At 69.7% G+C, this 26,743-nt stretch carries 26 protein-coding genes, 1 tRNA gene and 1 CRISPR repeat array; of the genes, 9 read left to right on the forward strand and 18 right to left on the reverse strand.

Annotated elements, in window-relative coordinates; genetic code table 11:
* From phoU to ACYVIP_RS04980, 7 genes are all read right to left on the reverse strand, one after another.
* Entirely contained in the window at positions 1–666 is a 666-nt protein-coding gene (gene phoU / locus ACYVIP_RS04950) for a phosphate signaling complex protein PhoU (RefSeq protein WP_460392452.1), read from the reverse strand.
* An 85-nt stretch (positions 667–751) separates the two neighbouring features.
* On the reverse strand, positions 752–3,835 hold the full coding sequence (locus ACYVIP_RS04955; RefSeq protein ID WP_460392454.1) for an LCP family protein: 3,084 nt from the start codon (positions 3,833–3,835) through the stop codon (positions 752–754).
* Positions 3,836–4,111: 276 nt separating this feature from the next.
* The gene (locus ACYVIP_RS04960; RefSeq protein WP_460392456.1) at positions 4,112–4,957 is read right to left on the reverse strand and encodes a GGDEF domain-containing protein; all 846 of its coding nucleotides are present in this window, start codon (positions 4,955–4,957) and stop codon (positions 4,112–4,114) included.
* Positions 4,958–5,132: 175 nt separating this feature from the next.
* The gene (locus tag ACYVIP_RS04965; RefSeq protein WP_460392458.1) at positions 5,133–5,609 is read right to left on the reverse strand and encodes a hypothetical protein; all 477 of its coding nucleotides are present in this window, start codon (positions 5,607–5,609) and stop codon (positions 5,133–5,135) included.
* Positions 5,610–5,663: 54 nt separating this feature from the next.
* Complete coding sequence (gene dusB / locus ACYVIP_RS04970) at positions 5,664–6,797, reverse strand: tRNA dihydrouridine synthase DusB (protein ID WP_460392460.1); 1,134 nt, start codon at positions 6,795–6,797, stop codon at positions 5,664–5,666.
* A gap of 77 nt (positions 6,798–6,874) precedes the next feature.
* On the reverse strand, positions 6,875–7,420 hold the full coding sequence (locus tag ACYVIP_RS04975) for a DUF234 domain-containing protein (protein ID WP_460392462.1): 546 nt from the start codon (positions 7,418–7,420) through the stop codon (positions 6,875–6,877).
* A gap of 175 nt (positions 7,421–7,595) precedes the next feature.
* Complete coding sequence (locus ACYVIP_RS04980) at positions 7,596–8,177, reverse strand: TetR/AcrR family transcriptional regulator (protein WP_460392464.1); 582 nt, start codon at positions 8,175–8,177, stop codon at positions 7,596–7,598.
* 89 nt (positions 8,178–8,266) lie between these two features.
* On the opposite strand from ACYVIP_RS04980, the gene ACYVIP_RS04985 reads away from it, so the two are divergent.
* Genes ACYVIP_RS04985 through ACYVIP_RS05000 form a run of 4 tightly spaced genes read left to right on the forward strand, consistent with a single transcriptional unit; the run spans position 8,267 to position 10,667 of the window.
* Positions 8,267–8,911, forward strand: a complete 645-nt coding sequence (locus ACYVIP_RS04985; RefSeq protein WP_460392466.1) for a TetR/AcrR family transcriptional regulator — start codon at positions 8,267–8,269, stop codon at positions 8,909–8,911.
* Positions 8,912–8,936: 25 nt separating this feature from the next.
* Entirely contained in the window at positions 8,937–9,410 is a 474-nt protein-coding gene (locus ACYVIP_RS04990; protein ID WP_460392468.1) for a hypothetical protein, read from the forward strand.
* Positions 9,411–9,421: 11 nt separating this feature from the next.
* Positions 9,422–10,135 (forward strand): DUF1266 domain-containing protein, encoded by a 714-nt coding sequence (locus ACYVIP_RS04995; RefSeq protein WP_460392470.1) that lies wholly within the window; start codon positions 9,422–9,424, stop codon positions 10,133–10,135.
* A 40-nt stretch (positions 10,136–10,175) separates the two neighbouring features.
* A complete protein-coding gene (locus tag ACYVIP_RS05000) occupies positions 10,176–10,667 on the forward strand; it encodes a DUF6328 family protein (protein WP_460392472.1) in 492 nt (163 codons plus the stop codon).
* A 7-nt stretch (positions 10,668–10,674) separates the two neighbouring features.
* Here ACYVIP_RS05000 and ACYVIP_RS05005 read toward each other — a convergent pair whose 3' ends face one another.
* Both ACYVIP_RS05005 and ACYVIP_RS05010 read right to left on the reverse strand, forming a co-directional pair.
* A complete protein-coding gene (locus ACYVIP_RS05005) occupies positions 10,675–11,334 on the reverse strand; it encodes a hypothetical protein (protein WP_460392474.1) in 660 nt (219 codons plus the stop codon).
* A 95-nt stretch (positions 11,335–11,429) separates the two neighbouring features.
* Positions 11,430–12,227, reverse strand: a complete 798-nt coding sequence (locus tag ACYVIP_RS05010; protein WP_460392476.1) for an isocitrate lyase/PEP mutase family protein — start codon at positions 12,225–12,227, stop codon at positions 11,430–11,432.
* 103 nt (positions 12,228–12,330) lie between these two features.
* Here ACYVIP_RS05010 and ACYVIP_RS05015 point away from each other — a divergent pair, with 103 nt between their 5' ends.
* Positions 12,331–12,807, forward strand: coding sequence for a methylated-DNA--[protein]-cysteine S-methyltransferase (locus tag ACYVIP_RS05015; protein ID WP_460392478.1), 477 nt, complete (start codon positions 12,331–12,333; stop codon positions 12,805–12,807).
* A 3-nt stretch (positions 12,808–12,810) separates the two neighbouring features.
* On the opposite strand, the gene ACYVIP_RS05020 is transcribed toward ACYVIP_RS05015, so the two are convergent.
* A complete protein-coding gene (locus ACYVIP_RS05020; RefSeq protein ID WP_460392480.1) occupies positions 12,811–13,383 on the reverse strand; it encodes a bacterial proteasome activator family protein in 573 nt (190 codons plus the stop codon).
* A 122-nt stretch (positions 13,384–13,505) separates the two neighbouring features.
* On the opposite strand from ACYVIP_RS05020, the gene ACYVIP_RS05025 reads away from it, so the two are divergent.
* Entirely contained in the window at positions 13,506–14,711 is a 1,206-nt protein-coding gene (locus ACYVIP_RS05025; protein WP_460392482.1) for a cysteine desulfurase-like protein, read from the forward strand.
* A 17-nt stretch (positions 14,712–14,728) separates the two neighbouring features.
* Here ACYVIP_RS05025 and ACYVIP_RS05030 read toward each other — a convergent pair whose 3' ends face one another.
* Positions 14,729–15,709, reverse strand: a complete 981-nt coding sequence (locus tag ACYVIP_RS05030) for an NAD(P)H-quinone oxidoreductase (protein WP_460392484.1) — start codon at positions 15,707–15,709, stop codon at positions 14,729–14,731.
* A gap of 151 nt (positions 15,710–15,860) precedes the next feature.
* Here ACYVIP_RS05030 and ACYVIP_RS05035 point away from each other — a divergent pair, with 151 nt between their 5' ends.
* The 3 genes from ACYVIP_RS05035 to ACYVIP_RS05045 all read left to right on the forward strand — a co-directional run bounded on the left by ACYVIP_RS05035 (position 15,861) and on the right by ACYVIP_RS05045 (position 18,502).
* Positions 15,861–17,393 carry a M28 family metallopeptidase gene (locus tag ACYVIP_RS05035; RefSeq protein WP_460392486.1) on the forward strand — a complete coding sequence of 511 codons (1,533 nt, stop codon included), beginning with the start codon at positions 15,861–15,863 and terminating at the stop codon, positions 17,391–17,393.
* Positions 17,394–17,962: 569 nt separating this feature from the next.
* On the forward strand, positions 17,963–18,394 hold the full coding sequence (locus ACYVIP_RS05040; protein ID WP_460392537.1) for a MarR family winged helix-turn-helix transcriptional regulator: 432 nt from the start codon (positions 17,963–17,965) through the stop codon (positions 18,392–18,394).
* A 23-nt stretch (positions 18,395–18,417) separates the two neighbouring features.
* A tRNA-Ser gene (locus tag ACYVIP_RS05045) sits at positions 18,418–18,502 on the forward strand.
* A gap of 442 nt (positions 18,503–18,944) precedes the next feature.
* Positions 18,945–20,032: a CRISPR direct-repeat array (repeat unit 37 nt; unit sequence GCTGCGCCGGCCCTCCGGGACCGGCGAGGATCGCAAC).
* A 151-nt stretch (positions 20,033–20,183) separates the two neighbouring features.
* Here ACYVIP_RS05045 and ACYVIP_RS05050 read toward each other — a convergent pair.
* The 7 genes from ACYVIP_RS05050 to ACYVIP_RS05080 all read right to left on the reverse strand — a co-directional run bounded on the left by ACYVIP_RS05050 (position 20,184) and on the right by ACYVIP_RS05080 (position 26,701).
* Complete coding sequence (locus ACYVIP_RS05050) at positions 20,184–21,506, reverse strand: tyrosine-type recombinase/integrase (RefSeq protein WP_460392488.1); 1,323 nt, start codon at positions 21,504–21,506, stop codon at positions 20,184–20,186.
* 1 nt (position 21,507) lies between these two features.
* The gene (locus tag ACYVIP_RS05055) at positions 21,508–21,813 is read right to left on the reverse strand and encodes a helix-turn-helix domain-containing protein (RefSeq protein WP_460392490.1); all 306 of its coding nucleotides are present in this window, start codon (positions 21,811–21,813) and stop codon (positions 21,508–21,510) included.
* Positions 21,810–23,183, reverse strand: a complete 1,374-nt coding sequence (locus tag ACYVIP_RS05060) for a DUF3631 domain-containing protein (RefSeq protein WP_460392492.1) — start codon at positions 23,181–23,183, stop codon at positions 21,810–21,812. The genes ACYVIP_RS05055 and ACYVIP_RS05060 overlap by 4 nt, the downstream gene beginning before the upstream one ends.
* Positions 23,180–23,698 carry a hypothetical protein gene (locus ACYVIP_RS05065; protein WP_460392494.1) on the reverse strand — a complete coding sequence of 173 codons (519 nt, stop codon included), beginning with the start codon at positions 23,696–23,698 and terminating at the stop codon, positions 23,180–23,182. The genes ACYVIP_RS05060 and ACYVIP_RS05065 overlap by 4 nt, the downstream gene beginning before the upstream one ends.
* Before the next feature lie 35 nt (positions 23,699–23,733).
* On the reverse strand, positions 23,734–23,985 hold the full coding sequence (locus ACYVIP_RS05070; RefSeq protein ID WP_460392496.1) for a hypothetical protein: 252 nt from the start codon (positions 23,983–23,985) through the stop codon (positions 23,734–23,736).
* Between the two features lie 140 nt (positions 23,986–24,125).
* A complete protein-coding gene (locus tag ACYVIP_RS05075) occupies positions 24,126–26,294 on the reverse strand; it encodes a cell division protein FtsK (RefSeq protein WP_460392497.1) in 2,169 nt (722 codons plus the stop codon).
* Positions 26,294–26,701 carry a hypothetical protein gene (locus tag ACYVIP_RS05080; RefSeq protein WP_460392499.1) on the reverse strand — a complete coding sequence of 136 codons (408 nt, stop codon included), beginning with the start codon at positions 26,699–26,701 and terminating at the stop codon, positions 26,294–26,296. Before ACYVIP_RS05080 ends, ACYVIP_RS05075 begins: the two co-directional genes overlap by 1 nt.
* Between the last annotated feature and the right edge of the window lie 42 nt (positions 26,702–26,743).

The raw sequence follows: 26,743 nt of genomic DNA on the forward strand, positions 1-26,743 counted from the left end.
CTACACCACGTCGTCGTGGGCCGCGCCGGGCATCCGGCCGGTCACCACGAACACCATCCGCTTGGCCACCGACACCGAGTGGTCGGCGAAGCGCTCGTAGAACCGGCCGAGCAGGGTCACGTCCACCGCCGACGCGACGCCGTGCGGCCAGTCCTTGTCCATGATCACCGTGAACAGGTGCCGGTGCAGGTCGTCCATCTCGTCGTCGGCCTCTTCCAGCGCGTTGGCCCGGTCGACGTCCCTGGTCAGGATCACCTGCTCGGCCTTGCGCGCCAGCTCGACCGCGATCCGGCCCATGTCCTGGAAGTACGGGGCCACCTGGTCGGGCAGCACCGGCTGCGGGTGCCGGCGGCGGGCCGCCTTCGCCACGTGCAGGGCGAGGTCGCCCATCCGCTCCAGGCTCTCCGCGGCATGGATGGCCGCGAGCACCGTGCGCAGGTCGGTGGCCACCGGTGCCTGCAGGGCGAGCAGCGCGTAGGCGTGCTCCTCGCAGGAGGAGCGCGCGTCGTCGACCTTCGCGTCGTCGCCGATCACCTGTTCGGCCAGACCGAGGTCGGTCTCGAGCAACGCCCTGGTGGCCAGTTCCATGGCCGTGGCGACCATCGAGCACATGCCGGCCAGTTCGTCGGCCAGATCGTCCAGTTCGCCTCGATAAGCCTCACGCATGCGGCCAGCCTACGGCCGCATGCGGCTGACTACCGCATCGCAGGGTGAATCCCACATGAACCCGAGGACACAATCAGCCACCAGCTCAGGCGCAGGACTCGTCGCCCGCGTTGACCGTCGACAGGTCCGGCAGCTCGGCCGGGGGCGCGCCGCCGTCGGGGGACACGACCTCGCCGTCGAAGTCGGGACCGATGATCAGCTGCAGGGCACCGCCCGCTGCCGGGTCCTCGACCAGCTCCGCGCCCGGCACCGAGGCCGCCAGCGTCTGTGCCTGGGCCTGCTTGACCTTGGAGTACTTGATCACCGTTCGGTCGACCTGCTCTGGCGAGGTGTCGGTCCAGACGACCTGGTACCCGAGTTCGGCGAGCTCATCCCCGGTGATTCTGGCGATGCCGGCCTGTTCGTTGCCGCCGTTGAGGACCTGGATCTTCACCGTCTTCGGGTCGACCGGGGTGGCCGGCGGCTCCTGGCGCAACAGGTGGCGGGACGAGGCGGTGAGCTGCGCGTTGGGCGGCACCTTGCCCTGTTCGCCCTTGGCCGGGGCCTCGTCGGGCAGGGGTGTGTCGTTGCGGATGGCGCCGAACAACGCGTCGGTGTCCTCGACGCGCAGATCCTCGTTGCCGTTGTCGTTCGCCTCGCCGACGGTCGGCACGGTGATGAACGTGACCCGACCCGCCTCGACGCCCTGCAACGACTGGCCGAGCACGAACAGGGTGTCCACGTCGATGTTGTCCCCGAAGGTCGACTTGGCGAACGCGTTGACGAAACCGGTCAGCTTGCTGGGTTCCAGCAGCACTTCCGAGGACATCGCCTTGCGCAGCAGGGAGGACAGGAACCGCTGCTGGCGGATGATTCGGCCGTAGTCCGCGGTTGGGTCGCCCTCGACACTGCGCGCGCGGACGAAGTTCAGCGCCTGGTCGCCGGTGAGGGTGACGTCCTTGCCGGCCTTCGGCACGATCGTGCCGAGCACCTCGTCATTCAGCGGCCGCTCGACACAGACCTGCACGCCGTCGACGGCGTCGACCATCTCCTTGAAGCCGTGGAAGTCGATGCCGATGAAGTGGTTGATCGCCAGGCCGGAGATCTGCTGGACCATCTTCGTCACGCACTTCGGCCCGCCGACCTGGTAGGCCGTGTTGATCTTGACGACGTCCTCGCCGGGGTCGGTCTCGCCGGTGTACTCGCCGGTCTTGGCGTTCCAGCGTTCGCACGCCGGCCGGTCCACCTCGAGGTCGCGGGGGAACGACACCACCACGACGCGTTCCCGGCTCTTCGGCACGTGCGCGATCATCACGGTGTCCGAGCGGGCGCCGACGATGTCGCTCTCGCTGCCGACGCCGTCGCCCTCTTTCGCGCCTGCTCGGGTGTCGGAGCCGACCAGCAGGAAGTTCTCGTCACCGCGTTGGGCGTCGGCGTCCTGGATGGCGTTCGAGTTCGGGTCGAGCGCGTCGACCTGCTGGGTGCTGGAGTTGATCCAGGCCTTGACGCCCCAGCCGAACCCGGTGCCGAGGAAGATCAGCGTGGCGGCGACCACGGCGAAGGCCCGGCCAGCGCGCAGGGACTTCTCCCGGCGGCGGGCCTTCCTGCCCTTCAGCCGAGCCGCCGGCTCGTCCTCGGCGGGCGGGGCGTCCTGCGGGACGGCGATGGTCTGGTTGCTGACCAGCTCGTCGAGCCGGTCCATCTCCTCGTCCTGCTGCTGCCACGGGAGCTTGCGGCGCTTGGACTTCTTCTCCCGTTCCTCGGCCTGCAGCTCGTCGTGCACCGCGGAGAAGCGGGCGAGGGTGTGGTCGATGGAGCGGCGTTTCTGGACCTCGTCGCCGATGGCCTCCATCTCGGTGGTCATCGAGATGGCCTCCTCGCCCGACGGGCGGGGCGGGGGCAGCGGAACGGGGCTGTGGCCGGTGTTCTGCCCTGGCGGGCGGGCCGGCATCGAGCGTTGGCCGGGGCCGGGGATCTCCTCGCCGTTCAGCGCTCGGCGGATGCCGGACTCGCGGGCGCCGGGCGGCAGGTCGGCCTCGGGGCCACCGGGGGGCGGGCCCGGCCGGCGGGCCTGCGGGTTCGACGGGAAGTCGTCGACGCTGGGGTGGCGTTGCTGGGGGCCGGAAGGGAAGTCGTCGGCCCCTGGACGCCCGGGTCGGCGCGGTGGCGGCCCGCTGGGGAACTCGCCGGTTTCGCGCCGTGGTGGGGGGTTTGACGGGAAGTCGTCGGCGCCTGGCCCGGGGTGGCGTTGCGGTGGTCCGCTGGGAAATTCGCCGGTTTCGCGCCGTGGTGGGGGGTTCGACTGGAAGTCGTCGGCGCCTGGCCCGGGATGTCGTTGTGGCGGTCCGCTGGGGAACTCGCCGGTCTCGCGCCGCAACGGGGGCGATGAGGGGAAGTCGTCGGCGCCCGGTCCGGGGTGGCGTTGTGGCGGTCCGCCGGGGAACTCGCCGGTCTCCCGACGCGGCGGCGGACCGCCGGGGAAGTCGTCTGCCGGCCCGGGATGACGCCGGAAGTCGCCGTCGGCGGGTAGGCGGCGGCTGGGGCCGGAACCCTGCCCGGCCGGGCGCTGACCTGGCGACGGCCGAAGTGGTGCGCCGGCCTGGTCGACCGGAGGCGGCGGGCTCGCTGGCGGCCGAGGATCGCGGCGGCGGCTGGCCGGAGGCGGGGAGGCGGACTCGCGACCACCCGGCAGCGGGCCAGCCTGTGGTCTGCCGGCCGGTCGTTCGGTGGGTACCGGCCCGGACGGCTGCCGACCGGGCCGAGGCCCGCCAGGCTGCTCCGTCCACGCCTGCGGTCCACCAGTGGCCTCACCTGGCCGCCTGCCCGGCGCCCGGCCGCCACGCGGCGGCTCCGCCGGTGGCGGTCCTGCCGGTCGGTCAAGGGGCTCGCCGTTGTGGTGGCCGTTGGGCGCACCGTCGCGTCGGGGTGCCGGTCCTGGCGGCAGCGCGCGCCGGCCCGACTGCTGCTGCGGTGGCGGTGGCGACGGCGGCACCGAGGGCGGCAGCGAGGGGATCGGGCGGACGCCCGTGTGCCGCTGAACCAGATCGGCGACGCTGAGCCCGCCCTGGTTGTCCTCCATCGACCGACGGCGACGCCGCGGCTGCTCGTCCGGCTCATCCCGCCGGTGCCTGCGGCCGTGTCCGTGAGGATCACCGGAGCGGGCGCCACCAAGGTGGTCGTCGTCGGGCACCCGCAGCTCCTTTCACCTCGCGCCATCTTCGCGCTGCGACACGCGAAGCTGTGCCGCTTTCTTAACCAAGACGTTGTAGACCCTAGGACAGTTCCGACCCATAGTGTGGTTCCGAGCCGAGATAGTACGGATGGATGCCACCCGTGACGACCATGGATCTCGTTTTGGCGACTTTGTGTGCGCAGTTGGGCTCATTGGGTTAGCCCAATTGGGCTATCGCTCGCGGCGACCCAAACGTTATCGAACTGCCGCACCGTCTTTGGTCGCGTCCTTTGGTCAGCGTCGCTGGCCGCCAGGAGACCCGGACAGCCGCACCTCGCTCCCGACGCGATAGGCGACGGTGTTGCGCCCCGACTGCTTGGCCGCGTAGAGGAGCCCGTCCGCACGGCGAAGTTGCTGCTCCGGCTCGGTGATCGCCCGGCCGCCCGCCGCGTGCTGGTGCGTGACGCCGACGCTGACGGTCACGTGCAGCCCGCGCACGATCGTCGACCACGGGAACCGCTCGATGCGCGCCCTGGCTTCCTCGGCGATGGTGATGGCGGTTGCGAGGTCCACCCCGGGCAGCATGAGCACGAACTCCTCGCCGCCGTAGCGCGCGCAGAACCCGCCTTCGGGCAGGGCGACCTGCAGCAACTCGACGACCTGGCACAGCACCCGGTCGCCGACGAGGTGGCCGAAGGTGTCGTTGACCTGTTTGAACCAGTCGAGGTCGACCAGCGCCACCGCGAGCCCGCTGCCGTCGACCGCCTCGAGCAGTTTCTGGTCGAGGTAGCGGCGGTTGTAGCTGGCGGTGAGCCCGTCCCGGATGCTCTGCTCGCGGGCCTCGGCGTGTTCCCGGCGCAGCCGGGCGACCTCGAGCCGGAACTGTTCTGGCACGCGCGGCGTGCGCGCGGCGGTGGCGAGGTTCAGTGCGTGGCGCAGGTGTTCGTAGGCCTGGCGCCACTGGCCGCGGGAGGCGAGCAGATCGGCGATGGCCTGGTGCAACTCGACGAGGCGCGCCTCGTCCGACTCTGGCGCGTCAAGATGCCGGGTCGGATGCTGCATCGGTACAGTGGGCTCGCCGGTCTTCCGGTCGCGCCGGGCTGGTCCTGGCTGCGCCAGGCCCTGGTCCAGAACGGCCACCGCGTCACCTCCCTACCTAGGTCTCTTCGTCCCAGGGGAGAGTTCTCTTGAGGCGTTGGGACGGCTGGATTCCGTTTTCCCTCGACCGGTGGAATGCCTACTGCTCCAACCCAGTGACGGCCCGCCGGCGGTCAGGACCGGCTGTCAGGCGGCGTCCTGAACGTGACGTGGCTGGTCATTCTCCGAACAGGCAGGGTGAGAAGCCGTAGGCCCGGCCGTCGAGAACCACCACGCGCTGTGAGCCGATCTGCTCACCCAGAAGGGTGCCCTGCTCGCGGATGCTGAGCGAGACACCGAGTACGTACACCGCGCCGCGGGGCCGGTCGGACTCCTCGGGCGGCACCCACCTCGGGTCGGCGCGCAACGTCGACATCGCCGGCAGCACGTTCACGGTCAGCCCGCTGAGGTCGCACAGCCGGTCCAGATAGTCGGGATGCTGGGTGTGGCGCAGGAAGTCGTCGAGCGTGCCGTCGTCGGCCGCGGCGTTGAGCTCCTCGTAGTAGGCCTCGACCAGTCCCCGATCCCGCTCGGGCGAGCCGGCGCCCGCCGGCACCGCCTGCCCGGAGATCGAGGTGCTGCACCCGGTGGCGAGCAACGCGACGGCGATCACGGCGATCCGGACGAAGACCCGGCGGACGTTGCTCAACGGCACAGCAAAAGGCTAGTGCCTCAGCCGAGGCCGTTGGGGCGGTTGCCGGATCCGGCCTCAACCGCCGGAGTGCATGACGTCCGCGGCGAACGGCACGCTCGGGTCGTCCGGGTCGTCGAGCCAGCCGTAGGGCAGCGTGACCTTTCCCGGCGAGCCCTGACGCCCGCGCGGGCCCTGCGCCGCCGCCGGGAACGGGGCGTGCGGATCCAGCTGTGCCAACAGGTCGTCCAGCTCGGTCATGGTGGTGACCATGGCCAGCTGGCGACGCAGCTGGGCGCCGACCGGGAAGCCCATGAAGTACCAGGCCATGTGCTTGCGCAGATCGCGGATGCCCTTCTCCGGGCCGTCGTGCTCGACCAGCAGCTCCGCGTGCCGGCGCAGCACCGAGGCCACCTCGCCGAGGTTCGGCCCTGGCGGCGGCTCCTCGCCGCGCAACGCCGCCTGCAACTCGCCGAACAGCCACGGCCTGCCGAGACACCCGCGACCGATCACCACGCCGTCGCAGCCGGTCTTGGCCATCATCGACAACGCGTCGGCGGCGGTGAAGATGTCGCCGTTGCCCAGGACGGGGATCGTGGTGACCGCGTCCTTGAGCCGGGCGATGTGCTCCCAGTCGGCCTGACCGGAGTACCGCTGGGCGGCGGTGCGCGCGTGCAGCGCCACCGCGGCGGCGCCCTCCGCCTCGGCGATCCGGCCGGCGTCGAGGTAGGTGCGGTGCTCGTCGTCGATGCCGATGCGGAACTTCGCGGTCACCGGCACGCCGTGCGGCGCGGCGGCGGCCACGGTCGCGGCGATGATGTTGGCGAACAGCTTGCGCTTGTACGGCAGAGCGGCCCCGCCACCCCGGCGACACACCTTGGCCACCGGGCAGCCCCAGTTCGTGTCGACGTGGTCGGCGAGCCCTTCGCCGATGATGATCTTCACGGCCTCGGCCATGGTCGCCGGGTCGACCCCGTAGAGCTGCACCGACCTAGGCGACTCGTGCTCGTCGAAGGTCATCATGTGCCGGGTCTTCGGATCCCGCTCGACCACCGCGCGCGCGGTGATCATCTCGCAGACGTACAGCCCGGCGCCGTACTGCCGGCACAGCCGCCGGAACGCGACGTTCGTGATGCCCGCCATCGGCGCGAGCACCACCGGCGGATCAACCGGATACGGACCGATCCTGAGCTGGGACGTCGAAGCAACCACGCCCCAAGGCTACGACGTGCCCTCACCGCACCCGGACGCGAACTCGACCACTGCGGGTTCGCCTGGAGTAGCAACGGTCAGGACCAGGAGTTGAGAACCTCCTGTGGTCCCCACCGGAGACCGAGTTGGTCGTGATCGTCGTTGATTCCGGACAGCGAGACGACCGCGAGGCCGGACTGTCCCGGCTGGAACCCGGGAATCCGGGTGGCGGCGCGCTGAAGGGCGCCGAGGTCGTGGCTGTCGAACGGCGTGCCGAGCCATTTGACGGCGCCCGCGAAGAAGATCTGGCGAGCGACGGGTGCGTCGTCGGCGCCGATGAGGTCGACTTCGGGGTTGACCTGACGATTCCACCAGCCGCCCACGGTTGTGGTGTCCGGCCACGGCAGGGCGCCGGTGAGCGCGGCGAGTTCGACGGCGTCGCGAATGAGGGGTTCGACGGCACGGCCGCGCCACGTTGTCCAGCGGCGGCGCAGCAGGCGAACCGCCGCGTCCTGTCGGCCGCGGCGGGCCTGTTCCTGGACGGTCCTGCCGATCGCGAGGTAGAGGCGCAGGTTGCTGTCGGCGACGCGGTAGCGCGCGGGTTTGCCGGGTTGGGTCGAGAGCGGATGGTCGACGGCGAGCACCCGCTTCTCCTCGGTGAGGCGGCGGAGCAGGGGAGACAGCGAGCCCGATGGGATGGCGCCCTGGCGGCTTCCCGCGGTGGCGGCGATGTTGGCGTGGGTGCGGTCACCGCTGCCGATCGCCTCGATGACGCGTCTGGCCTGGTCGGGTGTGGCGAACGCAGTTTGTCGGCGGAAGTCAGCGCGCCAGCTTGGCCAGGGTTGTGGCCAGTACGTCCGCGAAACCCAGCCGGACGTCGCCGTAGAGCACATGGTGGGCGAACATCGACCCGGCCATGATCTCCGCGAGCGCGCGCACGTCGCTGTCGGCCGGCAGGTCTCCCCTGGCGACCGCGCGGGCGAAGATGACCTCGGCGACCTCCAGGTCCGGGGTCATCATCAGCTCCCGCAGCAGCCGCATCAGCTCGGGCTCGACCAGGCAGTCGGCCACCAGGCCGCTGACCAGCTGCACCGTGCCGGGCAGCCGGAAGACCTGGTCCAGATACGACGTCGCGCCGGCCAGGTCCCCGGCCAGCGTCCCGGTGTCCGGCAGGTGCGCGGCGGTGCGCTGCACCCCGCCGAAGTACGCCTCGTAGACCAGCAGCGGCCGCCGCGGCCAGCGGCGGTAGAGCGTCTGCTTGCCGACTCCCGCGCGCCGGGCGACCGCCTCCATGCTCAGTCCGAGGTAACCGTGCTCGGTCAGCAGTTCTCTGGCCGCGTCAAGGATGCGTCCGTCCAGCTCATGGCTGCGCGGGCGGCCGCGGACCGGCTCTTTCGGCACGGGGAGACCCTATGATACGTTACGCCCGTCTCGGAAATAAGCCGAGTGTTGGCTACCCATGTTGGTTGGACGTATGTACAGTCAACCGCGTGTCCCCCCGCTCCATGCAGGCGAACGAGCAGCTGCGCGAGCAGTCCCGCGAGCGGATCCTGGGCGCCGCGCTGGAGGTCTTCGCCGAGAAGGGCTTCCACAACGCCACGATCTCCGACATCACCGCCAGGGCCGGGGTGTCCCGAGGTCTGATCACCTACTACTTCCCCGGCAAGCACGAGCTGGTCTCGAAACTGCTGGAGCGCTACCTCGACGGCGTGGCGGCGATGATCGCGCTCACCGGCACCCCGGACGAACGGCTGGCCGCGACGATCGACGCGGTCATCGCCGCCGCGGCGAGCACGCTGCCCGTGCAGCGGCTGGCGCTGAGCCTGATGACCCACCCCTCGACGCACCCGATCTTCGCGAGCACCGAACAGGGCAAGGACGCCGACCTGATCCGGCTGGAGGACAGCCTGCGCGGCCTGTTCGCCGAGCGGGGAGCCGCCGACCCGGCGCTGGAGGAGGTCATGTTCCGCAGCGTGCTGGAAGGCGTCATCGTCAAGGCGACCATCTACGGCGACACCTACCCGCTGGAGCGGATCCGGGTCCGGCTGCACGACCTGTACCACCTGCCGGCGCCGACCAAGCCGTTGCTCGATCCCGAACCGCCGCCGGTCGGCCGGCTCCGTGCCAGCAGCTGACCCACATGTGACGAGAAGGACGATCATGGACGCATCCACCCTCGCCTGCCGCCTCGGTGAGTTGCGTGGTTGGGAGGCGCTCATGCGCGGCATGTTCGGTCCTGGCAGAGCGAAGCGGTCCTACGCGATCTACGCGAGCGCGCGGCGCCGGGGCGTGTACGTCAACCACGAGCTGCGGTTCGTGGTGCACGAGTCGCTCGGCTACGCCGTGATGGCGTTCGCGCTCACCGGCGCGCTCGCCGGGTCGGTCAGGGAAGTCCTTGCCGCGCAGGCGGATCACTTCGCCCTCGGCGCCGTCCGGCGGGCGGGCGTCGCCTACAACAACCTGCTGCCCATCGCCGGGCCGCACCCGATCCACGCCATCGCCGACCCGTTCCCCGGGGTGCGCGTCTATGTCGCCACCACCTCGCCCAAGGGCGCGGACCGGCCGTTCGTGGTGCACGCCGACCAGGACGGCACCGACCACATCTTCCCCGTTCCCGGTGAGCGGTTGCGCTGAAAGGTGTTGCGATGACCGAAGACCTGCGGACGCGCCGGGCCAACCGGGCGGAGTTCGCGTTCGCGCTCGCCTGTGGCGCGCAGGTGCGCCCCGGCGTCCCCGCGGCCGAACCGCGCGCCCGGCTCGTCGACCTGTTCGGCGTGCGCGATGCGACCGAGTGGCAACGGGTCATGGACGGCCTGCTCGCCGAGCGCGGTGCCCGGCGGGTCGACCTCGCGATGGAACTTCGCTGGCAGGCGACCGTGGTGCGCACCGTGCCGCCGGACCTGGCCGGCTGGCAGCGCATCATCCGGGAGGCGGGCGATCAGGGGCGGCTGCGCGCGCCCTGGGTGCCGGTGCTGCTCGCGGCCGCCGCGCGGATCTCCCATTACGAGGACCGGTTCCGGGTCGACGGCCTGATCCCGTTGCACGGCGTGGTGCACAGCCTGCGCGGCTACGACTGGGGCCGGGCGATCGGCGCGGCCCATCTCGGCGAGCGCGCGGGCTACGGCGACGCGGCGACCGTCGAGCGCATGGTGTTGCGCGCGGGGGAACTGTGCGCGCGGCACTACATGTCCTGGGCCGACCTGTCCGCCGCGTTCAGCCTCGGTGCGCTGTTGTCCTTTGCCGGCCGGGATTTCGAGGCGTTCTACGCCGAGGTGGTCGCGATTCGGCACCGGCTGCTCACCGACATCGACGGCCCGTGGCGCACGATTCCCTGGCTGGCGCCCGTCGGCGCGAGCTGAGCGAGGTTTCCCCAAGCGGGACAAGAGGTATTCGTCCGGTATGGCCGAAGATGGAACTGCCCACGACGAGACCGAACACGAGCGACTCAAGCGCAACGTCAACGAGTTGCTGCAGGAACTGCGGGTCGCGCAGGCCGGGGTGCAGTTCTTGTTCGGTTTTCTGCTCGCGGTCGCGTTCACCGAGCCCTATCTGCGCGGCACCGACTTCCAACACGTCGTGCATCTGGTCGCCGTGGTGTTCGCGATCACGGCGGTGGCGCTGCTGAGCGCTCCGGTCGCGTGGCACCGGGTGCTGTTTCGCAAGGGGCAGCGGGCGATTATCGTGGACATCGCCAGCCGGTTCGCGGTGGCCGGCATGGTGTGCCTCGCGGTCGCGATGACCGCGACCGTGCTGCTGCTCACCGACGCCGTGCTCGGCAACTGGGTCGCGGTCGTGCTCGCGGCGGGTGCCGCGCTGATGTTCGGGGTGTTGTGGTTCGTGCTGCCGATGCTGCGGCGGTGGCAGGTCGACGGCGAGCGGCCGGTGGACTGAGCGCGGCTCAGCCCAGGTCGCCGTCGTACCAGCCGCCGAGCGCGTCGTCGCTGTCGTCCTCGCCGAACAGCAGGCCCTCGGTGTCGTCGGCTTCCTCGTCCTGATCGTCGTCGTCCGGCCGTGGCTCGTACTCGGTCTGGTCAGCGTCGGTGGGGTCGGCGGTCGGGTCGTCGGTTGGGTTCTCGCCGCCCATGCCGGGTAAGCCGTCGGTGTCGGTCGCCGGCGTGTCGCCGGTGTCCTCCTCGGCCGTCGGCTCGGCCGGCTCCTCGGTCTCGGCCGGTTCCTCCTGGCGCGGCTCGTACCCGCCGCCATCGACCGGCTCGTCGGTTGGCTCGGCCGGGGCGGGCGCGGGGGACGGCTGTGGCTCCGGCGTGGGCTCCTGGGCGGCCACCCCGTTGCCGCGCCCTTCCGCGTTCCAGGTGCCGAGACCGGTCGGGTCGAAGTACTCCGCCTCGGCCACGCCATCGTCGTCCAGGTCGAGCACCGCGGTGTCCGCGACGCCGTCACCGTCGGAGTCCCACATCACGTCGTCGACCCGGCCGTCACCGTCGAAGTCCAGGGCGACGGCGTCCAGCGTGCCGTCGCCGTCGACATCCACGTCGGCCGAGGAACTGTGCACGTTCGGGTCGCCTTCGCCGGTGCCGAAGCGGTACTCGATGTCGGGCATTTCTCCCCCGTTCCACGATGGATCAGCTGAGGGTAGATGTCCGACGCGCCATGCCGGTTCCCAATTCGGTTAGGTGACTGACCGGAACAATCCGCTTACCTGTGTGGTCCGCTCAGCAGGGCATTGAGGTCCGCGTGGGTCAGGTCGGTGACCAGGGACTCGTAGGTGCCCTGGCCGAGCAGCTCCTCGGCGACCCGGATCGCGACCGCGTAGGCCGCCAGCGCCACCCGCGCGCCGACGCTGACCCTGGCCACCCCGAGCGCGGCCAGCTCCGGCACCGGGAGCGCCCCCGGCATGCTCAGCACGTTCAGCGGCGCGTCGATCCGCGCGACCAGCTCCTCGATGGTCTCCCGGTCGACCACGCCGGGCACGAAGATCCCGGCCGCCCCGGCGTCGACATACGCGCGCGCCCGCGCCACGGTCTCGGCCAGCCGGTCGGCGGGCGGGCCGATGCCGAGCAGATAGGTGTCGATCCGCGCGTTCACGAACAGGCCGGCGGCGCTGGCCGCCGCGAGCCGCCGCTCCTGGTCGTCGACGTCGCGCAGCGCCGGCCCTTGGTGCACCGCGTCCTCGATGTTCACCCCGGCCGCGCCCGCGTCGGCGATCGCCCGCACGGTGTCGCCGACCTCGGCGGCGTCGGCCCCGAAGCCGGTCTCGATGTCCGCGGTCACCGGCACCCGGACGGCCTCGGCGACCCGGGCCACCAGGTCGATCGCCCGCTCCCGGGACAGCTGGTCGCCGTCGGCGGCGCCGAGGCTCCACGCGACGCCGGCCGAGGTCGTGGCCACCGCGGGCGCGCCCGCCCGCTCGATCAACCGCGCGCTGGCCACGTCCCACGCGTTGGCCAGTACCAGGACCCGCCCGCGGTGCAGTGCTCGAAACTCGTCAGTCATGGGCCTAACCTCAGCAGGCCACCCCGACAGTTCGCCATGCTCACCTACCGTCATGTCTGATTTCCGCCAGCCGAGTGGCCGGCCCGACCAGCACAGTGGACTCATGCACGCACTCATGGACAGCCCTGTCGGCCAGCTCACGCTGGTCGGCAGCGAGGGAAACCTGTCCGGCCTGTACATGACCGACCAGCGGTACCGCCCGGCCGAGGCCAACTTCGGCGACCGCGACGACGCCATGTTCGCCGGGATCATCGGTCAGCTCGACGAGTACTTCGGCGGCGAGCGGACCGAGTTCACGGTCTCGCTCGCGCCGCGCGGCAGCGCCTTCCAGCAGACCGTCTGGAACGCGTTGCGCGAGGTGCCCTACGGCGAGACCGTCACCTACGGTGAGCTGGCCGCGCAGATCGGCCGGCCGAGCGCGGCCCGCGCGATCGGGCACGCCAACGGACACAACCCGATCAGCATCATCGTCCCGTGTCACCGGGTCATCGGCGCCGGCGGCGCGCTCACCGGCTACGGCGGCGGGCTGCCCCGCAAACGTTTCCTACTCGACCACGAACGCCGTCTCGTGCTCGCCTGACCGCTAGAGGTACTGCCCGGTGCCCCGGACGTGCTGACCGTCGCCTGCCTCGCCGCCGGATCCCGGCGGCAGGCCACGGCGCATCTGCTCCAGCTGGCCCCTGGCGGCCATCTGCTGGGCGAACAGCGCGGTCTGGATGCCGTGGAACAGCCCTTCCAACCAGCCGACCAGCTGGGCCTGGGCGATCCGCAGCTCGGCGTCCGACGGCGTGTTCTCCTCGGTGAACGGCAGCGACAGCCGTTCCAGCTCGTCGCGCAGCTCGGGCGCGAGCCCGTCCTCGAGCTCGGCGATCGACCGCTTGTGAATCTCCCGCAAACGATTGCGGGACGCGTCGTCCAGCGGCGCCGCGCGGACTTCCTCCAGCAGCTGTTTGATCATGGTGCCGATCCGCATGACCTTGGCCGGCTGCTCGACCATGTCGCCGACGGCCTCGGCGGCCATGGCGTCCTGACCGTCGGGGAGCTTGGCCGCGCCGATCGGCGAGCCGTCGGGGCCCATGACCATCACGTGCGGGGACTGCTCGGACCGGCCGGACTCGCCGTCCGGGCGCTGGACGTTCTCGCCTGCCTGGTTCATCTGCTCCATCCTGGGCCTGCTCAACTGTGGTGCGTCTACCGAGGGTAACCGCCGTCGGCGCGGTGGATACCGGGGGATGCCCCCGGAGGCAGCGTGTTGACCCGCCTCCGTACCGTGTGGTCATGGCGTTCGACGTCGCTGCGATTCGGGGACAGTTTCCCGCGTTGGGTGATGGCTGGATTCACCTGGACGCCCCGGCCGGCATGCAGGTACCGGAGCAGGTCGCCACGGCGGTGTCCACGGCCCTGCGCGCGCCGGTCTCCGGTCCGGGCGGCGTGTTCCCGGCCTCGCAGCGAGCCGAGGCGATCGTGGACGCGGCCCGCCGCGCGATCGCCGACCTGGTGGGTTGTGACCCGGCCGGGGTCGTCCTCGGACCCAACCCGGCGGTGCTGCTGGCCCGGCTGGCCGAGGCGATGGGCAATGACTGGGTGATCGGCGACGAGATCGTGGTCTCGCGCCTGGACCACCAGCAGAACATCGCGCCCTGGCTCGGCGTGGCGCAGCGGGCGGGGGCGACCGTGCGCTGGGCGGAGATCGACATCGAGACCTGTGAGCTGCCCGCCTGGCAGTACGAGAGCCTGATCTCCCGCCGCACCAAGCTGGTCGCGGTCACGGCCGCGTCCGGGGTGGTCGGCACCCGGCCGGACCTGGCCAAGATCACCGGCCTGGCACGCCAGTCGAAGGCGCTGGTCGTGGTGGACGCCTCGTCGTCGGCGCCGTTCGTGCCGATGGACATCAAGGCCATGGGCGCGGACGTGGTCGCGGTGTCGGCGACCGCGTGGGGCGGCCCGACGGTCGGCGCGCTCGCGTTCACCGACCCGACGCTGCTCGACCGCCTGCCCTCCTGCGCCCTGGGACCCAACCTGAGCGGCCCCGGCCGCCTCGAGCTCGGCCAACACGCGTTTCCGCTGCTGGCCGGCCTGGTGGCCTCGATCGAGTACCTGGCCAACCTGGACGACACGGCGACCGGCAGCCGCCGGGAGCGCCTGCAGACCTCGATCGGCTCGGCCAAGAGCTACCAGGCCGGCATGCTCGGCAAGCTGATCTCCGAGCTGCGGGGCCTGCTGCACGTGACGGTCATCGGCGACGCCATGCGCCGCATCCCGGCCCTGGCCTTCACCGTCACCGACGTCAAGGCCGCCGAAGCCATCGTCCACCTGGCCGACCACGGCATCTGCGCCTTCGCCGACGACGTGCCAAGCGGCGTCTTCGCCGCCCTCGGCGTGGCCGAGGTGGGCGGCGCCGTCCGCGTCGGCCTGGCCCACTACACCACCGCCGCCGAGGTGGACGCCCTGGCCTCCGCCGTAGCCGCCCTCACCACCCGCTGACCCCGCGAGTCCAACGCTCACGGCATCTTCATGACCAGCTTGCCGAACACCCCGCCCTCCTCCATGACCCGGTGCGCGTCGGCGGCCTGCTCCACCGGCAGGACCTCGTGCACGATCGGCTGCACGGTGCCGGCCTCCACCAGCGGCCACAGCTGCGTGGCCACCTCGCCGACGATGGCCGCCTTCTCGTCCAGCGGCCGGTTGCGCAACGTGGTCGCCGAGATCGAGCCGCACTTGCCCAGCAGCGCGCCGACGTTGAGCTCGCCCTTGACCCCACCCTGCATGCCGATGACCATCAGCCGCCCGTTGCGCGCCAGCGCGGAGACATTGCGCGGCAGGTACTTCGCGCCCATGTTGTCGAGGATGACGTCGGCCCCGCGCCCGTCGGTCGCCGCCCGCACCTGCTCGACGAAGTCCTGCTCGTGGTAGTCGACCAGCACGTCCGCGCCGAGGGCGGCACACCGCTCCAGCCGCTGCGGCGAGCCAGCGGTGACCGCCACCCGCGCGCCGAGCGCCTTGCCGACCTGGATCGCGTGCGTGCCGATGCCACCGGCGCCGCCATGCACCAGCAGCAGCTCGTCGGCCAGCAGCCCCGCCGCCAGCACCACGTTCGACCACACCGTGCACGCGACCTCCGGCAGCGCCGCCGCCGTCACCAGATCCACCCCGGCCGGCAGCGGCAGGAGCTGTCCTGCCGGCACCGCGACCAGCTGCCCGTAGCCGCCGCCGGCGAGCAACGCGCACACCTTGTCCCCCACACGGAACTCACCCACATCGTCACCGAGCGCGACCACCACGCCGGAGCACTCCAGCCCGGGTACCTCGCTCGCACCCGGCGGCGGCGGATAGACGCCCTGCCGCTGGAGCAGATCGGCACGGTTCACCGCGGTGGCCGCCACCTCGAGGAGCACCTCGCCTGGGCCGGGTTGTGGATCGGGTTGCTCCGTCCAGGTCAGTACGTCCGGACCGCCGGGCTCTTTGATCACGATGGCACGCATACCTCGACCGTAATCGGGCATCCATAACAGTCCGCGTACGGGTCTTGACCTGCGGCGGTGATCCGGCGAGGGTGTCCTCGCCGGATGCGGCTCGCGATCGGGGGAACGATGCGCGCGCCGGCGTCCGCCCGTGATGGAGAGGAAAATCCACATGCCGTCCCGCAAGACGACACTCCGAGTCGGAGTCGCGGTACTCGCGGCCGCGACCGGCCTCAGCATGACCGCGATACCCGCGTCAGCCGCCGGGCAAACCTTGCCGGACGGTCCGGCGCTGGCCCGACAGTTGGTGAACAAGGTGGGGATCACCAACCTCAACCGTCACCTGGTCGCGTTCCAGCGCATCGCCGACAGCACAGGCGGTAACCGGGCAGCGGGCAGCGAAGGACACGTGCGGTCCGCCGAGTACATCGCGACCAAGCTCGAGACCGCCGGTTACACGGTGACTCGGCAGGAGTTCCCGTTCATCTACGACGAGACCGTGATCCAGACCGCGACCGTCGACGGTGCTGACGTGCCGGTCATCCGGATGAGCTACAGCCAGAACACCCCCGAGGGCGGCGCCACCGGCACGCTGGTGGCCGTGCCGGTGGACGACACCCCGGGTTGCGAGACGACGGACTACGACGGACTGGCCGCGGAGGGCGCGGTCGTGCTGGTCAGCCGCGGTAGTTGCACGTTCGGGGAGAAGGCGCTGATCGCCGGCCAGGTCGGCGCGGCGGCGGTGATCGTCTACAACAACGGCCCGGGTTCGCTGAACGGCACACTCGGCGGGGTCGACCCGGCCAGCGCGCCCGCCGCGGGGGTCACCCAGGAGCAGGGCGCCGCGCTCGTCGCGCAGAACGGCGCACCGGTGACTATTGATCTGCAGGGCGTCATGGAGGACCGCACCACCTACAACGTGGTCGCCGAGACCCAGACCGGCCGGCACGAGAACGTGGTCATGGCCGGCGCGCACCTCGACGGGGTCGGCGCGGGGGCCGGGATCAACGACAACGGCACCGGCAGCGCCGCGCTGCTGGAGACCGCGCTGCAGCTCGGTGGTTCGCCGAAGGTCAACAACGCGGTGCGGTTCGCCTGGTGGAGTGCCGAGGAGCATGGCCTGGTCGGCTCGGAGTACTACGTGCAGAGCCTTGATTTCGAGGAGCAGCTGAACATCGCGCTGTACCTGAACTTCGACATGATCGGCTCACCGAACGCCGGCTACTTCATCTTCGACGGCGATGACTCCGACGGTGAGGGCGCAGGCCCCGGCCCGTACGGCTCCGGCCAGATCGAGGCGGCCTTCGCGAACTACTTCGACGCGACCGGCCAGCCGACCGAGGGCACGGACTTCAACGGCCGCTCGGACTACAACGAGTTCATCCTCAACGGCATCCCCGCCGGCGGCCTGTTCACCGGGGCAGATGGCGTGAAGACCGAGGAGCAGGTCGACAAGTGGGGCGGCATAGCTGGCGAGACCTACGACCCGTGCTACCACACGGCCTGCGACAACCTGGGCAACGTGGACCGCGCGGCCTACGCCAGGATGGCCGACGGCGTCGCGTGGGTGCTCGGCTCCTACGCGATCTCCACGGAGGACGTGAACGGCGTGCCACCGCGCTCGGCCAGGGCAAAGGCCAGGGCCGCGGCCCAGCGCACGATGGCCGCGGAGGTAGTGGTCGACGACCACCACGCGGTGCGCTGATCTAGTAAGCCACGAACGACGTCTTCCTGCCTTCTCGGTTGGGAAGGCGTCGTTCGTGGCGTTCCGGGGGACGCTGTCGTCCAGACCGGCGTGGATCCCCACCAGGCGTGTCTGGGAGCCCTGATGCGGGGATCAACTTCGTCGAGGTGCTGAGAACACCCGAAGCCTGGTGCTGCTCCGCAAAGGCGCGACCACGTCGAGTTGTGCCCAACTCAGTCGCGGGGTCGCAGCGAACAGCGGCCCAAACGGTCGATTCTCCGCATTGTCACGGCATCACCTGACCTCTCCAGGCTGGCCGCGACGTGCCTCGCATGAGCCAGCCGTACCTCCAGGATGCACCCGTTGATCGCCCTGTTACAACCCCGACGACCGGACCCGACCAGGTGAAACCCGCTGTCACTGTCCGCAGCGGACAGTGGCCACCATCCTGGGAAAGATCCACAAGGAGGCCCCCCGATCGAGCGATCTGGTGACTGACCAGGTTCAACGTAGGGCTGCGACGGTGTCCGAACTACCCTTGTCGAGTGACCGAAGCGCAGGAACAGACGCGTTGGCTCAGCCAGCGTGAGATGCGGGCCTGGCGTGCGTATGTGATCGGGAGTGAGCTGCTCCGCAAGCAACTGAACCGCGAACTGCAGGACGGTCACGCCATGGCACTGGCGGACTACGAGGTCCTGGTCCGCCTGTCCGAACACGAGGGCCGCCGGATGCGGATGGCACAACTGGCCGGCGAGGTAGCCAGCTCGAAGAGCAGACTTTCCCACCAGATCTCCCGCATGGAGGCCACCGGCCTCGTCCGCAGAGTCGAATGCGACGACGACGCCAGAGGCGTGTTCGCCGAACTGACCGAAGCCGGCATGACCCGCCTACGCACGATGGCGCCCACGCACGTCGACGGCGTACGGAGCCATCTGATCGACCTGCTGACAGCCGAGGACCAGCAGGCGCTGGCGGGGATCTTCGAGCGGGTACTCACCCACCTGGAGGAGCTGGACCCCTGAGCCCGCTACCCTGCACCCCGTAGGGAGGCGTGGCAGAGCGGCCGAATGCACCTGTCTTGAAAACAGGAGACCTTCACGGGTCCGGGGGTTCAAATCCCTCCGCCTCCGCATAGTCTGACCAGCAGAAACGTACTTGGTGGACGTTTCCGTCAGCACGCCTGTGGTTGGCGGGGTCTCATTTAGGGTCTCATTTGCGCGGCCGTGTCTGGTCGTCTGGCGGCATCGGTTGGTGGCCGAGGATCGTGTCGAGAGGCCGTCGTCCGACTTCGCGTGGTCCGGCCACGGTCCTCAACGAACCGGAGAGCCAGCGAACCTGGGTGTGCTCATCTCGCGCTGTGTGGGCACTTGGTCGATCGCACGTGTCGCAAGTGGTTCATCAACCTCGTGTCGTTGCGGCGCTATAGATGATCTAGGAACCCCAAGTGGTGACGCGACACGCCATAGGTTCCGAAGCGCGACACGCCGATGTTGGCGTAAGCACCAAGGATTTCTGTGCGATACAAGGACCGATGAACCTGCGACGGAGGGTGATAGTCGCAGCTCGGGAACCGCTGCGCCGGCCCTCCGGGACCGGCGAGGATCGCAACCTGTGGGAGGAGAGGGACATGCAATCGTTCCTCGAGGCGCTGCGCCGGCCCTCCGGGACCGGCGAGGATCGCAACCCTTTCACCTCCTCACGTACTCACGTAGCTACGTGGACGCTGCGCCGGTCCTCCGGGACCGGCGAGGATCGCAACACCCAAGCCCCCGCGCTGCTCGGTCAGTCGGCTACCCGGCTGCGCCGGCCCTCCGGGACCGGCGAGGATCGCAACATCAGCGACCAAGCCGGCATGATCATCCCGCACAACGCGAGCTGCGCCGGCCCTCCGGGACCGGCGAGGATCGCAACACCGTGGAGGTCGGTCGGCCGCGGTGGGATGCGCTGAGTGCTGCGCCGGCCCTCCGGGACCGGCGAGGATCGCAACGTCCGGGGCAGCCTGGCGACGGCCATGGGCATCGGCAAGCTGCGCCGGCCCTCCGGGACCGGCGAGGATCGCAACACTTACACCTGGTCGTGCTGGGTGTGGGTGCCCACCGGCGGCTGCGCCGGCCCTCCGGGACCGGCGAGGATCGCAACGCCATGTTCGGCCTGCTGAGCCTCGCCTACGTGGCGCAGGGCTGCGCCGGTCCTCCGGGACCAGCGAGGATCGCAACATGTCCGCGATCACCAACGTGCTGCAGGGCAAGGCGCCGCTGCGCCGGCCCTCCGGGACCGGCGAGGATCGCAACATGAACATCATGGGCACCAGCGCGTCCGATGTGGAGCTGCGCCGGTCCTCCGGGACCGGCGAGGATCGCAACAAGGACAACGCCAAGACGTTGAACATCCACACCGCGCTGCGCCGGCTCTCCGGGACCGGCGAGGATCGCAACGCGCTGATGGAAAACGTGTGGCCCGATGGTGCCGTAGCTGCGCCGGCCCTCCGGGACCGGTGAGGATCGCAACCCCGACGGACACGCGCCGGGGAGCACCCGCGCTGTCACGCTGCGCCGGCCCTCCGGGACCGGCGAGGATCGCAACGCCGAAACGCTCATGCTGATCAACAGCACCGTTTTCGGCGGCTGCGCCGACCCTCCGGGATAGCCAAGGATCGCACCTGCTTTGTGGGCTGGCCGCTCAGATGCTCCGTGCAGGCTGCACCGTCCTTCCCGCACCGGCGGAAAGGACGGTGGCATCACCCTGATGTTGGCCGATCAGGGGCTATTCCGGGGTACTCGACTTGGCGACCGCTATGACCCACGAATTCGTTCAGCGGCCCCACAGAAGGGTGTTGATCTGTGCTGCGACGTTCACCTGGATCGAGCTGATGACGTGTTGGTAGCGCTTGGCGATCTTCGCGTTGGACCAGCCCATGATCTCCATGACCACCGGCAGCGGTACGCCGAGCAGAAGCAGAACGGTCGCAGCGGTGTGCCGTGCGTCGTGGAGACGTGCGTCCCGGACGCCCGCAGCCGCCAGGAGTGACTTCCACTCGTTGTGATCGGCGCGTGGATCGATCGGTTTGCCGTTCGGCTGGGTGAACATGAAGTCGCTCTCGATCCACAGGTCCTCTGCCAACGCGCGTTCCGCAGCTTGGACCTTCTCATGCTCCATGAGAAGGTTGAACAGCTGATCCGGCAGTCGAACACCCCGTCGGCCGGCTCGGGATTTCACGTCGACGTCGACCATGCCGCCGATTCGTTTCGGGCAGTACCTCGCGTGGCCGGTGCAGTCGGGTTGGCAGGGCGGAGGGCACGTTCTCTTGTGGGATTTGCAGGACTGGCGGCAGGGCTTGACCTTGTGGTGCGTGGCTGCGCAGGCGACGGGGTTGGCGCAACCGTGTCGGTAGGTGTGGCGTTGCCGTTGCTGGCGCACGCGGAGGACCTTGGTACCTCGGTTCAGCCAGGACCAGCGGAAGGCGATCGATTCTCCCTTGCGGGTTCCGATGGCCAATGCGAGGACGAAGCGAACACCGTTACGTCGGTCAAGTGCGGCTTTGATGATGTCCTGGACCTCCTCGATCTCGTAGGGGTCCACTTCTTCCTCGTCGACGCGCGGTGATTTGATGATCTCGAAAGGGTTCTTGGTGATGATGTCGCGCTTCTTCGCCTCGCGGAACGCGGCTCGTGCGGTGATGTGTACGTGCCGGAGGGTGTACTGACCGAGGCCGGCTTCGGCGAGCTTGGCGTAGACCTTCTCGAATCGTTCGGGCTCGTGCTGGATTCTGTCCATCTTGTGCGCGCCGATTCGCGGGATGAGGTGGTTGTGAATGTCGTTCTGGTACCCCTCGTAGGTCTTGTAACGGATGTGGGGCCGGGCGATGTTCTCCAGCCAGTACGTCAGCCACTCCGCGACTGTTTGTGTCGCGCTTCGGGGAGTTCGGGCGGCGCCTTCCTCGCGCTCTTGCTCCAGCTTCTGGACGGCTTCCACGACCGCCTCGTACGCGCCGTCGCCCTTGCGCTTGATGTGGCGACGTTCCGGTTTTCCGTTGTCCTGCAGGCCCATGGTCACGCGGCCGTGCCAACACCCGTCCACGCCGAGGTAGATCGTGGAACGGCCCTTCGCTGCCCGCGTCTTCTTTTGGCGTGCCATGTCAGCTCCCCCTCGGCTCGTCGGTGTTGCCTTCGTTGGTCATCAGTTGGGCCGCGTAGGCCTGCACCTCGGAGGCCGGGACTCGGCGGAGTCGACCGATGGAGACGGAGCGGAGTTCGCCGGATTTGACGAGGCTCCACGCGGTGGTCCGCCCTATGCGAAGCCGTTCGGCGGCTTCTTCCACGGTCAACATGACGCTCTCGGTCTCGGACATGCGGGGTACTGGGACGCTGGTCGGCTCGGTCGACGCGAGCAACTGGACGACCTGGGCCAGCAGCGCGGCGACGTCAGGGTTGGCGGCGGTCATGCGTTCCCCTCGGTGTCGGTGGCCGACAGGTAGCGGTCCCAGGCATCAGCCAGCCCGACCTGGGCTTTCTGGGACTTGGTTCGGTCCGTGGCGTAGGTGACGTAGCCCTTCACGGTGGTGTCGCTGTCGTCCTTGAAGGCGATGGGTGCGATGCCGTATCGCGCCAGTTCGGCGGCGAGCCGGCGGCCGTCGAGCTGTTTGCCTCTGCCGTCGAGGTCGGCCCACGGAGCGTCTTCCAGCTCGGTGAGGTCGGCGAGTAGCGCCTTGGTGGCGAGCCGGGTGGCGTTGTGGCGGTCGTAGAGCGTGCGGAGGTCGGCGAGCAGTCGGATTCCGTTGGTGGCGGGCTGGCTGGACCTGAGCACGAAGTGGGCGCATGCCTGGCGTGCTCGTTCTGGCCACTCCCCACCTGCGGCGTCGGCGATGGCCACCAGCGGTTCCCAGATCTCCGCTGATCGGTCCACCACACCTTCGGGGAGGCGCGGGATCGCGTCGGCCAACTGATCGGCCATGGCCGACATCCAGGCCGACAGGGATTCCCTGATCGGGCGGGCGTCACGTTCGGCGGTGCGTTGGCGGAACTGCTCGACGGTCTGATCGGAGCGTCGTCGTCGCATGTGGATGGTGATGGCGCGCGTCGTGATCGTGGCGGGCATGTTGCCGGCGATGCCGCCGAGGGCGACCGGGGCGAACACGGGGAAGCGTTCAACCTTCATCGACTTGGCGTCGCCGGCGCAGCGGGTGACGGTGGCGCCCTGTTTGTAGCCGGCGTTGAGCAGGCCGCGCAGGTCCTCGTTGCCTCCCTTGGCGCTGAACACCGCGTCGACCTCGTCGAACAGGACGGTGATGCGGCTGGCCGCCACGAGCCGGAACAGCGCGGCCGGGGTGGTGGAGATGGTCGACTCCGGGGAGTGCACCAGCAGCGCCGCGACCTCGAGTACGCGCGTCTTGCCCGATCCCGGTTCGGCGGAGTCCAGGATCAGCCGCGGGGTGATGTAGAAGCGGTGGGCGGCGTAGGTGTGGGCGAACCACAGCGCGATCGTGGGCGCGCAGTGCTCGTTGGGGAACACGACGAACCTGTTCAGGAACGCGGTCACGCCGTCGAGCACGGTGTGGCCGGTACGCAGCTCGACGGGGACCGGGGCGAGCCAGGACAGCGGCCGTTCCGGTGCGTGTTCGGGCATCTCCTGATCCGGTGCGCGACCGTGGTCGACCGGTTCGCTGTCCGCTTGGGCGTCGCGCCAGGCAGTGCCGCAGGCCTCCGAGCAGAAGTCCGCCGATGGCGCCGCCGGGCCGAGCTGGTTGCCGCACTTCTGGCACGCGGCGCCGACCACGCTGTCGATCGCGGCGAGCGTGACATCAACGCTGCTCACGCTGCCTCCCGCTCGCTGCCGATTTGTTCGCGGGCGGTCCGGTAGCGGCTCCAGAGGTCGTCAACCCGTGCGGTGTCGTCGGCGGCCTCGTGCAGGACGGTCGTCGCCCACTCCTCGTCAACGGCGTGGACCAGGCGCTGGCCGTGGGCGCGGATGGCTCGACGCCATGCGGCTTTCAGGACGACGGTCTTGAGCCACGGGCCGCTTGCCGCAGGTGCGGGTGGTGCGTGGTGGTAGGTGTCGGCGATCCACGAACCGGTGACCTGGAGCCGGTGAGGGCCACCGGTCCACGGTCGCGTGTCGGTGGTCTCCCACGCGCTGTCGAGCAAGGCGAGCGGAGTCGGTGCGTGGTCGGCAGCAACCAGCTGGATGGCGAGTCCAATCAGGTCGGACGCGATCGGGTCGGCGAGGTCGGTTGCCCGCATCCCGGCGAGCAGTCGCCGTGCTGGGTTGGTGTCCAGCCGCATGAGGCAGCCGAGGAACTGGCGTTCGGGGTCAATGACGACGGGAGTCATCGATTGCCTTTCGAGCGAAGGAACGGGGTGTGTGGTCAGCGGCCCTGTGATCGGCGGATGGCGCGGCCGGCGCGAACGGCGGCGTTGTAGGCGCGGCGGCCGGCGCGGAGGGTGCGGCCGGTGCCGTCGCAGCGTCGGCAGAGCCGGATGGCGCGCAGGAGCGGGGAGCGGAACTGCCCCACGCCGTGGCAGGAGCGGCATGCGCGGTAGGGGTAGATGGCGCACGACAGTGCGTAACCGAGAGCGGCAACGATCAGCACGAGCAGGAACGGGCCGAGGGTGTTCAACGGATGCCTCCGGGGCTGTTTCTGGGCGCGATCGGCCCACGCCTCTAGGTGCTAGGGCGCTGATCAGCGGGTGTTTGATGGTCTAGAGGGGGCTCTAGGTCTAGAGGGAGCAGGCTCTAGACCTAGAGCCAACGGAGGAGCTAGGCGCGTCCTCGGTTTCGGCCACGTTCCGTGAGAGTGTTGGCGATCGAGTCGCGGGTGATGCCCATGCGGTTGGCGCCCTTGCCGGTCTCCGGGTCGGTGGCCCAGACCTGTTTGGTCGAGATGCCGAACGGCTTGAGCGCGCCAGACAGTTGGGTTGCCTTGGCCGTGCCGGTCGGCAGTTCGGCCCACGGTCCGTAGACCGCTGGCCGCAGTTCGGCGAGCCGGTCCACGATGGACTCCGACCACGCCTTGTCCGCGTTGCCGATCGCGGTGAGCACGTCGGCCAGCAAGGTGCCGCTGTCGGTCTCGTCCTCGTCGGGCGTGAGGTCGAGCCCTGCCGCGTAGCCGGTCAGTCGCCCGGCCGCCACCCGTGCCGCACGAGCGCGTGCCGCGAGCTGTTCGGCGTCCGGGCCGTTGATGTTGACGGTGAGCGTGGTCCGCGGTTCGTCGCCCTCGCCGAGCAGGATGCCGATTCCCTTGTCACGGAAGGAAAAGGTGGTCGCCTTGAACCCGTTGCGGTGGGCGGAAGTGCCCAACACCATGTCGTTCGCGGGCTGGCCGGTGACCTTGAGGCAGAACCGCATCACGGCGTTGTCGCTGATCGCGGTCGGGATGCTCTTGGCGTCCGGCCGCTGGGTGGCCAGCAGGATCACGATGCCCACTGCGGGGCCACGTTTGACCAGGTCGGTGCAGATGTCCTCGATCTCCGCGCCGTACTCGGCGTGCTCGAACCACTTCTGGCACTCGTCGACACCGATCAAGATCGGGTGCAGGCCGAGGGCTTTCTTGCCGGCCAGCTCGGGCGTGACCTTGTTCTCCGGGCACAGGTCCTTGGGCAGTTCCCGGATCACCTTCGCGCGCCGCCGCAGTTCGGTGCTCAGCTCACGTAGGCCCGTGACGGCGTATGCGATGTCCTCCGGTTCCTCCCCTGCCCGGTAGCGGTGCGAGATCGGGGCCAGCGGCGACAGGTCACCAGTGCCTTTGAGGTCGTAGACGTGCAGTTCGGCGCGCGGGTCCATACCAGCGATCAGCAGCAGCTCCCGCAGCGCGAACGTCTTGCCCATGCGCGGTACCGCGCCGATGACCATCGAGATGAACATCAGCGTGATCTCGACCCAACGACCGCGCTGGTCGGTGCCGAACGGCTGCGGCTTGAACAGGTCGACCGTGCCGATCTTGCGCAACGGCCAGATCGGTTGGCGGGACTTGGACATGTCCTCGTCTCCGACCCAGAGCACCATCCGCCCGGGATGCACTTCGGCGTTGCCCTCTGGCCACACGCATCCCAGCGGCCGGCCGAGGGCGGACGCGAGCTTGGCCCTGCGCTCGATGACTTCGGCGACCGTGACGCCCGGCGGTAGGTCGACGTCCGCGCGCCAGCCGGGGCCGTCCCGCTGGATCGGCGCGGTGAAGCCGATGGCGTGGGGGTTCTTGGTGAGGGCCTGGTTGATGCTCGGGATACCCAGGACAGACAGCGCGTGGACCACGTTGTCGCTGGTGAGCTTCTGAATCTGTGTCGAGATCACGGCGCGCGAGCCGATGACCGGGTTGTCCTTTGTGGAGCCGAGCTTGCCGAGCAGGCCGACGGCCAGCACTCCGCACGCCCAGATCACCCATCCCGGCATCACTTCTGGGAGCACCAGCATCAGGACCAGTCCGAAGCTGGCGACCAGGCCGAGTTGCATCCAACGCAGCACCACTCGCCGGTCACGTTGCTGGGACAGTTTCAGGTACAGCTCAGCCTTGTCGGTGGTCGCCATCTCGGCCCGCAGGGGCCGCCCTTCGGCGTCGCCCACGTAGCGGCCGGTCGCGGCCAGGAGGAGCAACAGTCCGCGTGGGGAGCGCACGGCCAGCCGCAGCGCGTACAGCGGCGACCGGGCGACGTGGTAGCCGGTCTTGTGGGCGTAGTGCCTGCCCACCCACGTGGCCGCCTGCTTGGCCTCGCCGAGAGATCGGAGGTAGGGCGGGATGATCGGCTGGCGGTTCTGGGTCCGCAACCGGTTCAACCAGGTCGAATTGTCAGTGGCGGGGGTGTCCACAGCCATAACCGGCGGACGCTCCGCCGAGTCGTCCACCAGCTCAGCTTCCACGATTTCGGGCATCGGTGCACTGGACTTCGTGGGGAACGCGATCACCTTGCCGGGTTCGTCTGCCGTGGTGCTCATCAGGCACGCACCTCCTGGTGACGGGCGGTGTGGAGCAGGTGAGCCAGCGCGGCACCGCAGCCGAGTACGACGACCGGCAGGCAGGAGACGAGCGTGGTGATCGGCCACGGTGCGCTGGTGATTCCGGCGGCGGACATGAGGTGATAGGCCACCTGGCCAGCCATCCCCAGGGCCAGTGAGCCGACCGTGGACCACTTGGCGAAGTCACGTGCCCGGGTAGAGCCGGCCGAGTCCGACAGCCAGACGCGCATCGCGAACGCGGCGTAGGTCTCGACGCCCAGTGGCAGCGTGATCGCCGAGTTGATCGACAGGCCGTCCCAGATCCCCGGCAGGAGTTCGATCGGCCCGAACCCGGTCAGCCGACCCAGTCCGACCCAGCCACCCCAGATCGCCACGAACGCGGGCAAGGCCAGCAACAGGAGCGGCCAGGTCGGGACCGGTCGTGTCCT

The organism is Actinophytocola sediminis (genome assembly GCF_054779715.1).

Excerpts from the sequence above, each read along its gene's own strand:
- phoU (WP_460392452.1), bottom strand. The coding sequence starts at position 666 with ATGCGTGAGGCTTATCGAGGCGAACTGGACGATCTGGCCGACGAACTG.
- ACYVIP_RS04990 (WP_460392468.1), top strand. The coding sequence starts at position 8,937 with ATGGACGCATCCACCCTCGCCTGCCGCCTCGGTGAGTTGCGTGGTTGG.
- ACYVIP_RS04995 (WP_460392470.1), top strand. The coding sequence starts at position 9,422 with ATGACCGAAGACCTGCGGACGCGCCGGGCCAACCGGGCGGAGTTCGCG.
- ACYVIP_RS05000 (WP_460392472.1), top strand. The coding sequence starts at position 10,176 with ATGGCCGAAGATGGAACTGCCCACGACGAGACCGAACACGAGCGACTC.
- ACYVIP_RS05005 (WP_460392474.1), bottom strand. The coding sequence starts at position 11,334 with ATGCCCGACATCGAGTACCGCTTCGGCACCGGCGAAGGCGACCCGAAC.
- ACYVIP_RS05010 (WP_460392476.1), bottom strand. The coding sequence starts at position 12,227 with ATGACTGACGAGTTTCGAGCACTGCACCGCGGGCGGGTCCTGGTACTG.
- ACYVIP_RS05015 (WP_460392478.1), top strand. The coding sequence starts at position 12,331 with ATGCACGCACTCATGGACAGCCCTGTCGGCCAGCTCACGCTGGTCGGC.
- ACYVIP_RS05020 (WP_460392480.1), bottom strand. The coding sequence starts at position 13,383 with ATGAACCAGGCAGGCGAGAACGTCCAGCGCCCGGACGGCGAGTCCGGC.
- ACYVIP_RS05025 (WP_460392482.1), top strand. The coding sequence starts at position 13,506 with ATGGCGTTCGACGTCGCTGCGATTCGGGGACAGTTTCCCGCGTTGGGT.
- ACYVIP_RS05030 (WP_460392484.1), bottom strand. The coding sequence starts at position 15,709 with ATGCGTGCCATCGTGATCAAAGAGCCCGGCGGTCCGGACGTACTGACC.
- ACYVIP_RS05035 (WP_460392486.1), top strand. The coding sequence starts at position 15,861 with ATGCCGTCCCGCAAGACGACACTCCGAGTCGGAGTCGCGGTACTCGCG.
- ACYVIP_RS05040 (WP_460392537.1), top strand. The coding sequence starts at position 17,963 with ATGCGGGCCTGGCGTGCGTATGTGATCGGGAGTGAGCTGCTCCGCAAG.
- ACYVIP_RS05050 (WP_460392488.1), bottom strand. The coding sequence starts at position 21,506 with ATGGCACGCCAAAAGAAGACGCGGGCAGCGAAGGGCCGTTCCACGATC.
- ACYVIP_RS05055 (WP_460392490.1), bottom strand. The coding sequence starts at position 21,813 with ATGACCGCCGCCAACCCTGACGTCGCCGCGCTGCTGGCCCAGGTCGTC.
- ACYVIP_RS05065 (WP_460392494.1), bottom strand. The coding sequence starts at position 23,698 with ATGACTCCCGTCGTCATTGACCCCGAACGCCAGTTCCTCGGCTGCCTC.
- ACYVIP_RS05075 (WP_460392497.1), bottom strand. The coding sequence starts at position 26,294 with ATGAGCACCACGGCAGACGAACCCGGCAAGGTGATCGCGTTCCCCACG.